Genomic DNA, 13,046 nt, shown 5'->3' on the forward strand with positions numbered 1-13,046 from the left:
GACGTGAAAGAACATGTCGGTCGGAATCCGCCACGACGATCTGCGTCGCCGCAACCGGGCGATGGTAATTGCGGCCGTGCGCCAGGCCGGACAACCGTCCCGCACCGAAATCGCCGCGACCACAAGCCTCAGCCATTCGACCATCTCGGCGATTTCCTCCGACTTGATCGTCGAAGGCATCCTGACCGAAAGCAAGCCGAGCGAGGCCGGCTCGCTCAAACGCGGCCGGCCGCAGGTCGGCCTCAGCCTCAATCCGGAAGCGGCCGCGGTAATGACCGTGGTGCTGTCGCTGAACTTCCTCTCCGTCGCCGTCATCGACTATGCCGGCCAGGTAGTATCCGAGGAACAGCGCCGGCTGGACACGCTGACGATGTCGCGCGAGTCGCTGATCGGTGAATGCACGGCAATCGTGCGGCGCCGCCTGGCAGATCCCGACCTGGACGTGCGCAGCATCGCCCGCATCGCGCTGGCGATCCAGGGCATTACCGACACCCGTGCCCGCGCCATGCTGTGGTCGCCGATCACGCCGCACACCGATATCGCCTTCGCTGACATATTCGAAGACGCGTTCGGCATCCCCGCCATAATGGAGAACGACTGCAACATGATGGCGGTGGCGCTGCGGTGGCGCGACCCCGATCGTTACCGCGACGATTTCATCGCTATCCTTTTGTCGCACGGCATCGGCATGGGCCTGGTGCTGAAGGGCGAATTGTTCACCGGCACCCATTCCTCGGGCGGCGAATTCGGCCACATGATCCATCGGCCGAACGGCGCGCTCTGCCGCTGCGGACGGCGCGGCTGCGTCGAAGCCTATGCGGGCAATTACGCCATCTGGCGCAACGCCAGGCAGATGGGCGAGGATGCAGAACCCGTCGCCGATGTCAGCGACGCCGACATGCGCGCCCTGGCTGCCGCGGCCCGCGAAGGTGACGGACCCGAACGGGAAGCCTATCGCAAGGCCGGCGAAGCGCTCGGCTACGGCCTCGGCAGCCTGTTCGCGCTGATCGATCCGGCGCCGGTCGCCATGGTCGGTGTCAGCGCCGCCGCCTTCGACCTGATCGAGCCGGCATTGCGGCAAGCGATTGCCCAGACCGCCGGCGGCCAGCATTCCAAATCGATTTCCTTCGACACCGAGCCGAACGAACTGCCGCTGATCCGCGAAGGCTGCGCCATGCGGGCATTGATCTTCGTCGATCAGGAGATTTTTGCGCCGGGCGTGCAGGCGAGAGGGAGCGCCGGAAAGAGCGTGGCGTGAGGGCCAGGGTCAAAATTGCGCGGTCCGCAACATCTACCGCTCCGTGAAAGCGCGCGCGAAGGAATCGCGCATCGGCCGTACGAGATACTCGAAGAAAGTCCGTTCGCCGGTGCCGATGAACGCTTCTACCGGCATTCCAGGGTAAAGCTGCTCCGCTTTCACGCCGGGCGGCAAGTTGGCGGCAATCTTCAGCTTGGCGCGGAAATAGGGTTCATGCGTAGCCTGATCGATGAGCCGATCTGCGGAAACCTGTGTCACCATGGCTGAAATCTCGGGGGTGAGCCGCATGTTCAACGCTGATAGTCGCAGTCTTGCCGGCTGGCCGACACGAACCTGGTCAATGTCTTTCGGCGGCAGCCGTGCATCGACGATCAAGCCCGATGCCGTAGGCAGAATCTCCATGATCTTCTCGCCGGGGGCAATCACGCTGCCCTTGGAATTGTAGGTGGACGATACCACGATGCCCGCCGCCGGCGCCTTGATCGTCGTCCGCCGCAGCACTGCCTCGGATGCCCGCATCTGTTCGTCAATGTCAGCCAGCGAAGAACGTACCTCGTCGAGTTTCGTCAGGGCTTCCTCCACGCGTTGCGTGGTCAGGCGCTCTATCTGCTGCTGCGCTTCGACGATCTGGGTGTTGGCCGATGCAAGATTTGCCTCCAGCGCCCCTGCCTGCCCGACGAGATCGGCCTCGCTACGCAAAAGCTGTGAATATTCAGTGCGATTGGTGAGGCCCTTGTCCAAAAGGCTGGTCTTGATGCCCAGTTCTTTCTTCACGATTTCGGCCTGTTGCTCAATGGCCTGTTTCTGGGCCTGCAACCCGACGACCGATTGGCGATGCATGGCAACCCGTTGCCTGAGGATCGATTGTTCCGATCGAAATCGGGCGAGCCTGGCGTTGAATTCCTTCTGCTGTTCTTGAACCAGGACCTCGAAATTGTGCTGGAACGGTGCCGGCGCAGCCTCTGTGATTGGCGCAAGCCGATCCAACCCGTCGCGTTCCGCCTCCAGCCGCGAGGCGCTGGCCTTCAACGCGATCGACTGTCTCGTCAGCCGGTTGAGTTCGGCTTGCGCGGCTGTTCGATCCAGCAGGATCAGTTCCTGGGCCTGTTGCACCCGATCACCCTCATGGACGAGCAACTCTTGGATGATGCCGCCCTCGGGATGCTGGATGAGGATGTTCCCGCCTGTCGCCGAGATTGTGCCTTGCGTGATGACCGCGCCGGACAACGGTGCACTGACTGCCCAATAGCCAAAGCAACCCATCAATATCGCCATTGCCGCGTATCCGGCGAATGCCACCCGGCGAATGTCGGTGCGTGCTGTGCCTTCCCGGACGAGGCTCTGTGCTGTCATCTTCTACGATCCAAAGCGGACACTATGAGGGGTGCCGCGGTTCGTCGTTGCAAAAGACCCTGTCACCGCCATGCTGCGCTGTGGGGCAAGGCCGATGCCGGCGATTGGCTGCCGCATCACGTCGCCGCTTGGACCGAAGGCTGCGATCACTCCGCTGCGTAGAAGCATCACGCGGTCGCAGGCTGCGGCGACCGAAGGGCGGTGCGTTATCACGATTGTCGTAACGCCCGCCGCTTTCGCGGCGGCAAGCACTTCTTCGAGCGCGGCTTCGCCGCTGCCGTCGAGATGGGTACTGGGCTCATCCAGAACGAGAACATGCGGATTGCCGTAAAAAGCGCGCGCCAGCCCGATCCTTTGGCGTTCGCCGCCCGACAGTGTTCTGTCCGACGAACCTATTCTGGTCTGATAGCCGTCTCGCTGCTCCAGTATCAGCTCATGCGCCCGGGCATTCTTTGCTGCCTCGACGATAGAGGCGTCATTCGCATCGGGTTCAAAGCGGGCGACATTTTCCGCGATCGATCCGGGAAAGAGCTCCACCTCCTGAGCGAGATATCCGATATGCCGGCCAAGCTGCTTCTCGTCCCAGGTTCTGAGATCGGCGCCATCAATCCTGACGCAGCCGCTGGTTGCCTGAATCGCACCGACAAGCAATCTTGCCAGGGTGGACTTGCCGGCTCCGCTCGGACCTATTATCGCCACCGCTTCGCCTGCGCCGATGCGGAAATTCAGTCTCTTGATGATGGGTTCGGTGCCGGGTGTGGCGTTCGGCGCGACAAAGATGAGGCCCTGCACGACAATTTCGCCGGACGGGTCCGGCAAGGTCAGTTTTTGCGCAAGCGCCGGATGGGCGGAAAACGCCTTGTCCAACCGCTTCCACGATCGTCTGGCGTCGACGATCTGCCGCCATGACCCGATCAGTTGGTCGAGCGGCTGCAGCGCGCGGGACGACACCAGGGAAGACGCGAAGATCATGCCGGCCGTCATCTTCCCTTGCAGCACGAGCCATGCTCCGACACCCAGTATTGCCAGCTGAAGCATCATGCGTACGGCTCGCGACGTTCCACTGAAAATCGCGTTGGCCATCGACGAACGGTCATGCAGGACTAGCGCCTCCGCCACGTGCCTTCCCCACACTCGCGCGGCGTTTTGGATCATGCCCATGGCGCGCAGCGTCTCTGCATTCCGGGCAAAGGCCTGCTCCGACAGGCTGGCAACAGCCGAGCGTTCCGCCGACAAGGCATCATTCTTGCCGATGGCAAACTGATTTGCCACGACCAGCGCAAGCAACAGACCAGATCCCGCCAGCGTAAGCCAGAACAGCAAAGGATGGATGAGGTACAGCAGGGCGAGGAAGAACGGAGCAAACGGCAGGTCGAACAAGACCGCCGCGCCACGTGACCTGATGAAGGCGCATACCGAGGCAAGGTCGCGCAGTGGAGACAGGGCCGCTCCCGCAGCGTACTTAGCCTCCAGCGAGACGGCGAATGTCCTCGCGCCCAGTCTGTTGTCGACAATGGCTGCAACGCGCTGCGTGTAAACGGAGCGGACCGCATCAAGGAGACCGAGAAAGGCGAGTGCGAGAACCGCGATAGCAGAGAGGTAAAGAAGCGTCTCGACGCTGGAGGAAGGCAGGACGCGGTCATAGACCTGCAAGAGATAAAGGGGGATCACCAATAGCAGGATGTTGATGAGGAACGAAAAAACGCCGACATCGGCGAGGGCGCGCCTCAAGACTGCCCGCAGATCAGACCGTGCAATCATTCCCGCGCTCCTAACGGCTCATGGCCCCAACATTAGGGCGTCGCTTAGACCGAATGGTCGCCGGCGATGTCCAAGGGGTGGTGCTGCAGGTCGTCCAGCGTATAGGCGCGGATGTAGTCGATCTTCATCTCCGCTGGCGTAGCCAGATGGTCAGGAGGCTGGCCGGCAATGCCGCCCACCGCGAGATTGGCCAGCATATACATGGGATCGTGCATGTCGGCCGGCGTCGCTGCTTGAGCGACCTTTACACCATCATAGGTCCAGACAAGCTCATCCTTCGTCCAGAGTAGGCCATAGGTGTGGAAACCGTCGGTATCCGCAACGTTCACCGTTGACGAAACCTTCGTGTGCGCTCCCGTCTCATTGGAATGCGCCGTCATGTAGAGCGTGTTCGGGTCCTGGCCACGCGTTTCGACAACGTCCAGCTCCGGCGGCCACGAGCCGTCCTCCGGAAGCAGCCAGAACGCCGGCCAGGCTCCGGCTGTTTCAGGGAGATCCGCCCGCATTTCGAAATAGCCGTAGGTTTGCGAGAAGGTGTCGTGGGTCGTCAGGATCCCCGAGGTGTATTCGTAGTTGTTGATCAGAGGCTTGATGTCCTCCGGCGCCTGCGCGGCGGTGATGGTGAGGACGCCGTTCTCAACGCTGAACGGATGGACCGAACTCGTCGGGCCATAATTGGCGTCGATATACCACTGCAACTCACCATTGCTGCTCAACGTGCTGCCGTTCGGCGCTCCCCACCAGAAATTGGAATTCCAGGTGCCGTCCTGCCCGTCCCGAAGGCTCAGCGTGTTGAAATCGTCGGAGAAGGACAGCGTCATTGCGGACTTGTCGATCGGAAGTTCGAACTGGGTGGGCTGCAACTTGTCGATGGTCGTATTCTTGAACACCAGGATCTCGTCGGATCCGAGGTTCAGCATCACGTTCGATTCCACCTGGACCATCTGTGAACGGACGGCATCGAACGAAGTGAAGTCGTAACCGTCAAGGCGGACCGCATCGGTCGCACCGAAATCGAAGATAAGATCACTTCCATTACCTTTGGAAATGGCGAAAGTATCGGCGCCATCACCGCCGATCAGGACATCATTTCCCTTGCCGCCATCCAGCGTCTGGTGACCCGACCCGCCCTTGATGATGTTGTCCAACGCATTTCCGAACGCAAATCGATTGGCGCCGGTAACGACGAGGTTCTCGAAATTGTCGGGGAGCTTGTAGCTCATCCATGTGTCGATCGTGTCGATCCCTGCCCCAGGATCCTCGACCACCTTATTGTTGGTGGAATAGAGATGATAGTAGTCGTCGCCGGCGCCACCGTAGATCGTGACATTGACGCCGGTATCTCCCCAGAAGGAGTCGTTGCCGGAGGTGCCATGCAGTTCCGGTCCAGACCCGGTGGCCGAGAACCAATGAGTGGAAGCGCCGGTGTAGGCAAGAGGGATGCCCTTGGCGTTTAAGACCGTGCTCATCAGAAATCCTTCCTCATGGTGTCCGACCTGGTCAAAGGTCCGGCGACCGCTTCCAAGCAACGCTGCAAAGAACGAGATCGTTCCACGGAATCGTCATTAGATCCGAGATCGCATTGAACAATCGACGGACAAGCGATGAATAAAGAGGAGAGGACTCGCAATAATTTGAAGTAAATTTATTAAAATTGTATATTTCTGCAGAATGCGCGTCATTCGACGAACGTATATCTAAATTAACTCAAATGCATTCTTGCGTGGCTTTCTGGTTGGAGTCTGCGGGAAAGATGGCGACCTATCAAGTAATTCGCCGTGCCTCTTGGCCAGCCGGGGCCCAATAGAGAGTTTGGGAGATCGAGGGACGCGAGAAGCTGCCTGTCGCTTTGGCCCAAATGCAGTCATTCGAAACCTGATGAGGATGACCGCTCCTGGCGTCACGTGCTCGCTCCCCATTGATGAGACGAGTGCAACATTCCACCGGCTGTTGGCGACCGCGTGCTAATCGAGTTTTCCCGATCTATCGGGACGAAACAGCACCTAGTCTTCCCTGATCGCGTAGCCCGCCCCGCGGATCGTGCGGATGACGTCCGGCATCCGGCCATTGTTGACCGCCTTGCGCAGCCGGCCGACATGCACGTCGACCGTGCGCTCGTCGATGTAGATCGTTTCGCCCCAGACATTGTCGAGCAGCTGGCTGCGCGAGAACACGCGGCCTGGATGGCGCATCATGAATTCGAGCAGGCGGAACTCGGTCGGCCCGAGCCGGATCTCGCTCTTCTTGCGATAGACCCGGTGCGACTCGCGATCGAGCACGATGTCGCCGACCTTTAGCACGCTGGACAGCACTTCCGGCTTGGCCCGGCGCAGCAGCGCCTTGACCCTGGCCATGAACTCCGGCGTCGAGAAGGGCTTGACCAGATAGTCGTCGGCGCCGGTCGACAGGCCGCGCACGCGGTCGCTTTCCTCGCCTCGCGCGGTCAGCATGATGATCGGCAGCCGCTCGGTCTCGGGACGCATTCGCAGGCGCCGGCAGAGTTCGATACCGGAAACCGCAGGCACCATCCAGTCGAGCACCAGAAGATCGGGAACGTTCTCCTGCAGCCGGATTTCGGCCTCGTCGCCGCGCGTCACCACCTCGACCTGGTAACCTTCGGATTCAAGATTGTAGCGGAGCAGCACGCCTAGCGGCTCCTCATCCTCCACCACCATGATGCGTGGTGCGATCATCGGCTGGTCACCCCTGTTATGCCGCTGGCGCGGACATTGCCGTCTCGTCCTGCTTCGGACGATTGGCTGGCAGCTGCGTGCCGGTCAAAACATAGTAGGCATTTTCGGCGATGTTGGTCACGTGGTCGCCGATCCGCTCGAGGTTCTTGGCGCAGAACAACAGGTGCGTGCACGCCGTGATGTTGCGGGGATCTTCCATCATGTAGGTCAGCAGCTCACGGAACACCGAGGTGTATTTGACGTCGATGCGTTCGTCATTGTTTCTGAGCGTGGCAAGCGCTGCCGGGTCGGCGGCGGCATACTCGTCGACGACCCCCTGCACCTGGATCAGCACCAGTTGCGCCATCGCGTCGATCGAATGCGAAAGGTCGTGCGGCGTGACACTCAGCCCGACAGTGCCGACGCGCTTGGCGATGTTCTTGGCAAGGTCGCCGATGCGCTCAAGGTCGCCGGCCATGCGGATCGAACCGACCACCGCACGCAGATCGTTGGCCATTGGCTGGCGCTTGGCGATCAGCGTGATGGCGCGATCGTCCAGCTCGCGCTGGCGTGCATCCATGATGGCATCATCGGAAACCACGCGCTGCGCCAGCGCATTGTCCGAATTGAGCAAAGCCCTGGTCGAGCCACTGACCATCGAGCAGGCGAGATCGCCCATGTCGCGGATCAGCTGGCTGATCTGCTCCAGATCCTCATCGAAAGATGCGACGGTATGTTCACCCATGATCTTCGTCCCTCGTATGCCTGAGCTCAGCCGAACCGGCCGGTGATGTAGTCCTGGGTGCGTTTGTCGTCGGGGGTGGTGAACATCTTGTCGGTGGCGCCCTCCTCGACCAGATAGCCTAGATGGAACATCGCGGTGCGCTGCGACACGCGTGCTGCCTGCTGCATCGAATGGGTGACGATGACGATGGTATAGTTCTGACGCAGTTCGTCGATCAGTTCCTCGACGCGAGCAGTGGCGATCGGGTCGAGCGCCGAACACGGTTCGTCCATCAGGATCACCTCGGGTGACACGGCGATGGCGCGTGCAATGCACAGACGCTGCTGCTGGCCACCGGAAAGACCCGTGCCAGGTTCTTGCAAACGGTCCTTGACCTCGTTCCAGATCGCCGCCTTCTTCAGGCTCGACTCTACGATCTGATCCATGTCGGCCTTGCGCTTGGCCAATCCGTGGATGCGCGGACCATAGGCAACGTTCTCGTAGATCGATTTGGGGAACGGATTGGGTTTCTGGAACACCATGCCGACGCGCGCCCTGAGTTCGACGACATCGATGTTCTTGTCGTAGATGTCTTCTTCGTCGAGCGTTATCTTGCCGGTTACCCGTGCTGAATCGATGGTGTCGTTCATGCGGTTGAGGCAGCGCAGGAAGGTGGACTTGCCGCAGCCGGAGGGGCCGATCAGCGCCGTCACCTGGTTCAGGCGGACGTCGAGATCGACGTCGAACAGCGCCTGCTTCTCGCCATAGAACACGCCGACCTTGTCGCCGCGCATTTTGATTACTTCGTTCGACTTCATCTTGTCGCCCACTGCGTTTTCAAGGGACTGTTCGGTCATGATGTTCATACCAAGATGCCTTTTTTCTACCAGCGCCGCTCGAACCGACGCCGAAGCACGATCGCGGTGATGTTCATGGCCATGAGGAAGACGAGCAGGATGATGATGGCGCCCGACATGCGCTCGACGAAGGCGCGTTCGGCCTCGTTCGCCCACATATAGATCTGCACCGGCAGCGCGGTGGCCGGATCGAAAGGCGTCGTCGGTGGATCGGCGACGAAGGCGACCATGCCGATCAGCAGCAGAGGCGCGGTTTCGCCGAGCGCACGCGCCAGACCGATGATGGTGCCGGTGAGGATGCCGGGCGCGGCAAGCGGCAGGATGTGCTGGAACACCATCTGCATCTTGGAGGCGCCAAGACCGAGAGCCGCCGAGCGGATCGACGGCGGCACCGCGGCAAGTGCGGCGCGCGTGGCGATGATGATCGTCGGCAGCGTCATCAGTGTCAGCACCAGGCCGCCGACGAAAGCGGCGGAGCGCGGCATGCCCAGGAAATTGATGAACACCGCGAGGCCGAGCAAGCCGAAGACGATTGACGGCACCGCGGCCAGATTGTTGATGTTGACCTCGATAAGGTCGGTGAAACGGTTCTTCTTGGCGAACTCCTCCAGATAGATGGAGGCGGCGACGCCGATCGGCAGCGCCAGGAGCAACACGATCACCATCATATAGAACGAGCCGATGATCGCCACGCCCATGCCCGAGGTTTCCGGGCGGCTGGAGGCGCCGTAGGTGAACAGGCCGCTGTTGAAGTGCTCGGCCATCGCGCCCTCGGCCTTGAGCTTGTTCATCCAGGTGATCTGCTGGTCCGAGACCTTGCGTCGCGCTTCCTCGACGCTGAGGTCGATCTGACCCTTGAAAGCCGAGTCGAGATTGGCGGCGGCGAGGATGTTGACGTCGCGCGTCGTGCCGATCACGGACGGATCGGCGGCAACGATGTCGCGCAACTGGACGCGGGCGCCTTCCGACAGGAAGCCCTTGAGCTGCTTGATCGCCGGCTTGTCGTCGGGATTGATGCCGAGCTTGGCCACCAGCGCGTTTTCGGCGAGCTTGGGATAATTCGCCTTGATCAGAACGCTCGGATCGGTTGCGCGCTTGCCGGAAGGATCGATCACCTTCTCGTCGAACGAGATCGGCAGTGATACCGTCGTCTGCCAGAAGGCGGTGTAGCCTTTCGAGACGATGGTGATCAGCATGATTGCCAGGAACGCCAGGCCTACGGAAATCGCCACGACGCCATAGATGCGGAATCGGCGCTCGGCAGCGTAACGGGCCTTCAGGCCGATGTCGCGGCGCGGATGGGCCGCCGCCCTGACCATCGTATCCATGGAAATGTCGGTCATTCGTACTGCTCCCGATATTTGCGCACGATGTAGAGCGCGACGATGTTCATCACCAACGTCAGCGCGAACAGCGTCAGGCCGAGCGCGAAGGCGACCAGCGTCTGCGGCGAATTGAACTCGAGGTCGCCGGTGAGCTGGTTGACGATCTTGACGGTGATGGTCGTCATCGCCTCGAACGGGTTGATGGTGAGGTTAGCGGCGACGCCCGCCGCCAGCACGACAATCATCGTTTCGCCGATGGCGCGCGAGGCAGTCAGCAGGATGGCGCCGACGATGCCGGGCAGTGCAGCCGGCAGGATCACCCGCTTGATCGTCTCGGAGCGGGTCGCGCCGAGGCCAAGCGACCCGTCGCGCATGGCGCGCGGCACCGCGGTTATGATGTCGTCCGAAAGAGAGGACACGACCGGGATCAGCATGACGCCCATGACCAGGCCGGCGGTGAAGATGCTCTGGCCCTGGATGAAGGGCGAACCGCCGGTCAGTGCCGCGGACAGATCGCGCAGGAATGGCCCAAGCGTGACGACGGCGAAGATGCCATAGACGATGGTCGGTATGCCGGCCAGCAGTTCAAGCGCCGGCTTGACCACCGAGCGCACCCTGGGCGTTGCATATTCGGCCATGTAGACAGCCGACATCAGCCCCACCGGCACCGCAACCAGCAGTGCGACGGCGGCGATGTAGAGCGTGCCCGCAAGAAGCGGGATCAGGCCGAACTGGCCCTGGCTGCCGCCCGAACCGGCAGCGGAAAAACGCGGATCCCAGACGGTGCCGAAGAAGAACCTCATCGGCGAGACGCTTTCGAAGAAGGTGATCGTCTGGAACAGCATCGAAAGCACGATGCCGATGGTGGTCAGGATAGCGATGGTGGAGGCGGCAAGCAGCCCCCACAGCATCAGCCTCTCGACATTGTTGCGTGCCCTGGCGCGCGGCTCGATCTGCCTGAGCGCATAGAAGGCGCCGGCGATCGAGGAAACGAGAATGACAATGGCGCCGAACAGGCCGAGCCGGTCCTGGACCTTGTTCGCCTCGACGGCGATCGGGATCATGTAATCCTGCGTGTCGCTCGCCAGTGCCACACCCTTGGCGGCGAGGAGCGGCTGCAGCTCGGCAAAGCTGGCAGGCATTGCGGCCAGTGTGCCTGCATCGAGTTTGCGCAGGCCCCTGGCGAGGCTCTTTACCAGGCTGACATCCAGTGCCTCACTGGCAACCTTGCTGTCGACGGTGCGCTCGGGCAAGGCAGCGTGAATGTGTCGGTCCAGATAGATGGAAGACCCGACGGTCCAGACGGCAAGCAGCAAAAGAGCAGGCAGAACGGCGAGCAGGAAGGCCCACCAGCCATGATAGTGGGCGCGCGAATGCGGCTTGACCTTGCCATTGTCCTGGGCCGCGGCACGTTGCCGGCCGATGAAAAAGGCAACCAGGCCGACGGCAACGACGATGGCCAGTACGAGCAAGGACGACATGGACCCACCCCAAGAGAAATTCTTACGCAGCCGCCATTGCGGCCTGCGATGAAACCGGGGCGCGGGATTGGCCCGCACCCCGGTGCGGCAGCTGATTACATCGACTTTCCGGCGGCGAAAGCGTCACGCTGGGCCTGACGCTCGGCATCCGGAGCAGCAACGAGGCCGTATTCGGCGAGCGGGCTTTCCGGGCCAACCATCTGGTCGTCAAGGAAGAACTCGACATATTCCTTGAGGCCGGGAACGACGCCCAGATGCGCCTTCTTGACGTAGAAGAACAGCGGGCGCGAGACGGGATACTTGCCGCTGGCGATCGTCTCGGTCGAAGGCACGATGCCTTCCACGGTGGCGACCTTCAGCTTGTCGGCATTGTTTTCATAGAAGGCGAGGCCAAACACGCCGACGCCGGTCTTGTTGGAGTCGATGCGGGCGAGCGTCTCGGTATAGTCGCCATCGATGTCGACGGCCTTGCCGTCCTTGCGGATGGCGATGCAGGTTTTGCCGATTTCCTTGTCGTCGGCAATGCCGGCAGCCTTGAGAGCAGCCTTGTCACAGCCGGCATCGAGGAGCTTGGTCTCGAACACTTCGCGCGTGCCGTGCTTTTCGCCCGGAATGTAGGCGGCGATGTCCCAGTCGGGCAGCTTCGGATTGACCTGGCTCCACTTGGTGTTCGGATTGTCGACCAGCTTGCCGTCGACGACCAGCTTGGCCGCGAGCGCCTTGTAGATGTCGGCGGGAACCAGCGCCCAATCCGGGCCCTTGATGTCGGTGGCGAAGACGATGCCGTCATAGCCGATCCGGACTTCCTGGACTTCTTTCACGCCGGCGTCGGCGCAGGACTTGAGTTCGTCCGCCTTGATCGGACGCGACGAGTTGGCGATGTCGATTGTGTCTTCGCCGACGCCCTTGCAGAATTCCTTGATGCCCGCGCCGCTGCCGCCGGATTCGACGACCGGGGTCTTGAAGTTGGTGAATGTTTCGCCGAACTGCTCGGCGACAATCTTGGCATAAGGTAACACGGTCGATGACCCGGCGACCTGGATCTGGTCGCGCGCAGCGGCGAAGCCGGACGTCGCGGCGAGCGCAAGCGCAGCGGCCGACGCCGTATAGAGGAATTTCTTCATGTGGCCTGCTCCTGTTCGGAAGATGGTCTCTCGGCGCTCGTCAGTCGGCACCCGCTGAGGCCAATAGCCTTCGATTATAACAGTCGCATGACAGTTTGATGTCACCCCGGTAACGCGTCATCGGGATGAGCAGAATGCCGCCTGGCCGGCACTCCCGACGCAGCCCGGCTTTGTCACCGGAATCAGGGACTTGCTCGATTCGGTCGAGGCTGGCCGGCGATTTGGAGATCAGCCGGCCTTTATGAAGAAAAGCCGGACGGGAGCGCGTTGCTCTCAGCCAGACGGTGTCGTGGCCGGGCCATCGCCGAAAACAGGTCCGTTGGGGTAGGTTGACGCTGTCTCATGCCGGCGGTCGCTGCTCCCGCCCGTAACTGGGAAGAGCGGAATTCGTATGTCGCCATTGTCTCGGCTGGATGCCGCCTTTCATATGGTGCGATCGCACCATAGTCTTGGCCGCTGACAGGGGCGCGAATCTTCGCCGTATTCCCGGC

Annotated in this window: 10 protein-coding genes; 1 reads left to right on the forward strand and 9 read right to left on the reverse strand. The window is 61.4% G+C overall.

Going from position 1 to position 13,046, the window contains the following annotated elements; translation table 11 throughout:
- Nucleotides 1–13: 13 nt before the first annotated feature.
- A complete protein-coding gene (locus NKI66_RS00360) occupies nt 14–1,258 on the forward strand; it encodes an ROK family protein (RefSeq protein WP_023810989.1) in 1,245 nt (414 codons plus the stop codon).
- A gap of 33 nt (nt 1,259–1,291) precedes the next feature.
- Here the strand turns inward: NKI66_RS00360 and NKI66_RS00365 are convergent, their stop codons facing one another.
- From NKI66_RS00365 to NKI66_RS00405, 9 genes are all read right to left on the reverse strand, one after another.
- Nucleotides 1,292–2,611, reverse strand: coding sequence for an HlyD family type I secretion periplasmic adaptor subunit (locus NKI66_RS00365; protein WP_352750505.1), 1,320 nt, complete (start codon nt 2,609–2,611; stop codon nt 1,292–1,294).
- Nucleotides 2,612–2,614: 3 nt separating this feature from the next.
- The gene (locus NKI66_RS00370) at nt 2,615–4,372 is read right to left on the reverse strand and encodes a type I secretion system permease/ATPase (RefSeq protein ID WP_023810987.1); all 1,758 of its coding nucleotides are present in this window, start codon (nt 4,370–4,372) and stop codon (nt 2,615–2,617) included.
- Between the two features lie 44 nt (nt 4,373–4,416).
- Nucleotides 4,417–5,841, reverse strand: coding sequence for an endo-1,3-1,4-beta-glycanase EglC (gene eglC, locus NKI66_RS00375; protein WP_023810986.1), 1,425 nt, complete (start codon nt 5,839–5,841; stop codon nt 4,417–4,419).
- Nucleotides 5,842–6,375: 534 nt separating this feature from the next.
- Entirely contained in the window at nt 6,376–7,065 is a 690-nt protein-coding gene (gene phoB / locus NKI66_RS00380) for a phosphate regulon transcriptional regulator PhoB (protein ID WP_010911896.1), read from the reverse strand.
- A 16-nt stretch (nt 7,066–7,081) separates the two neighbouring features.
- The gene (gene phoU / locus NKI66_RS00385) at nt 7,082–7,789 is read right to left on the reverse strand and encodes a phosphate signaling complex protein PhoU (RefSeq protein WP_023810985.1); all 708 of its coding nucleotides are present in this window, start codon (nt 7,787–7,789) and stop codon (nt 7,082–7,084) included.
- 26 nt (nt 7,790–7,815) lie between these two features.
- On the reverse strand, nt 7,816–8,634 hold the full coding sequence (pstB, locus tag NKI66_RS00390) for a phosphate ABC transporter ATP-binding protein PstB (RefSeq protein WP_013529271.1): 819 nt from the start codon (nt 8,632–8,634) through the stop codon (nt 7,816–7,818).
- Nucleotides 8,635–8,651: 17 nt separating this feature from the next.
- A complete protein-coding gene (pstA, locus tag NKI66_RS00395) occupies nt 8,652–9,968 on the reverse strand; it encodes a phosphate ABC transporter permease PstA (RefSeq protein ID WP_023810984.1) in 1,317 nt (438 codons plus the stop codon).
- Complete coding sequence (gene pstC / locus NKI66_RS00400) at nt 9,965–11,431, reverse strand: phosphate ABC transporter permease subunit PstC (RefSeq protein ID WP_023810983.1); 1,467 nt, start codon at nt 11,429–11,431, stop codon at nt 9,965–9,967. The genes pstA and pstC overlap by 4 nt, the downstream gene beginning before the upstream one ends.
- A 95-nt stretch (nt 11,432–11,526) precedes the next feature.
- Nucleotides 11,527–12,555, reverse strand: a complete 1,029-nt coding sequence (locus NKI66_RS00405) for a PstS family phosphate ABC transporter substrate-binding protein (protein WP_023810982.1) — start codon at nt 12,553–12,555, stop codon at nt 11,527–11,529.
- Nucleotides 12,556–13,046 lie beyond the last annotated feature (491 nt).

The organism is Mesorhizobium sp. M0518 (genome assembly GCF_040321125.1).
GTDB lineage: Bacteria > Pseudomonadota > Alphaproteobacteria > Rhizobiales > Rhizobiaceae > Mesorhizobium.

Coding starts and splice junctions, on each gene's coding strand:
- NKI66_RS00360 (WP_023810989.1), top strand. CDS start 14: ATGTCGGTCGGAATCCGCCACGACGATCTGCGTCGCCGCAACCGGGCG.
- NKI66_RS00365 (WP_352750505.1), bottom strand. CDS start 2,611: ATGACAGCACAGAGCCTCGTCCGGGAAGGCACAGCACGCACCGACATT.
- NKI66_RS00370 (WP_023810987.1), bottom strand. CDS start 4,372: ATGATTGCACGGTCTGATCTGCGGGCAGTCTTGAGGCGCGCCCTCGCC.
- eglC (WP_023810986.1), bottom strand. CDS start 5,841: ATGAGCACGGTCTTAAACGCCAAGGGCATCCCTCTTGCCTACACCGGC.
- phoB (WP_010911896.1), bottom strand. CDS start 7,065: ATGATCGCACCACGCATCATGGTGGTGGAGGATGAGGAGCCGCTAGGC.
- phoU (WP_023810985.1), bottom strand. CDS start 7,789: ATGGGTGAACATACCGTCGCATCTTTCGATGAGGATCTGGAGCAGATC.
- pstB (WP_013529271.1), bottom strand. CDS start 8,634: ATGAACATCATGACCGAACAGTCCCTTGAAAACGCAGTGGGCGACAAG.
- pstA (WP_023810984.1), bottom strand. CDS start 9,968: ATGACCGACATTTCCATGGATACGATGGTCAGGGCGGCGGCCCATCCG.
- pstC (WP_023810983.1), bottom strand. CDS start 11,431: ATGTCGTCCTTGCTCGTACTGGCCATCGTCGTTGCCGTCGGCCTGGTT.
- NKI66_RS00405 (WP_023810982.1), bottom strand. CDS start 12,555: ATGAAGAAATTCCTCTATACGGCGTCGGCCGCTGCGCTTGCGCTCGCC.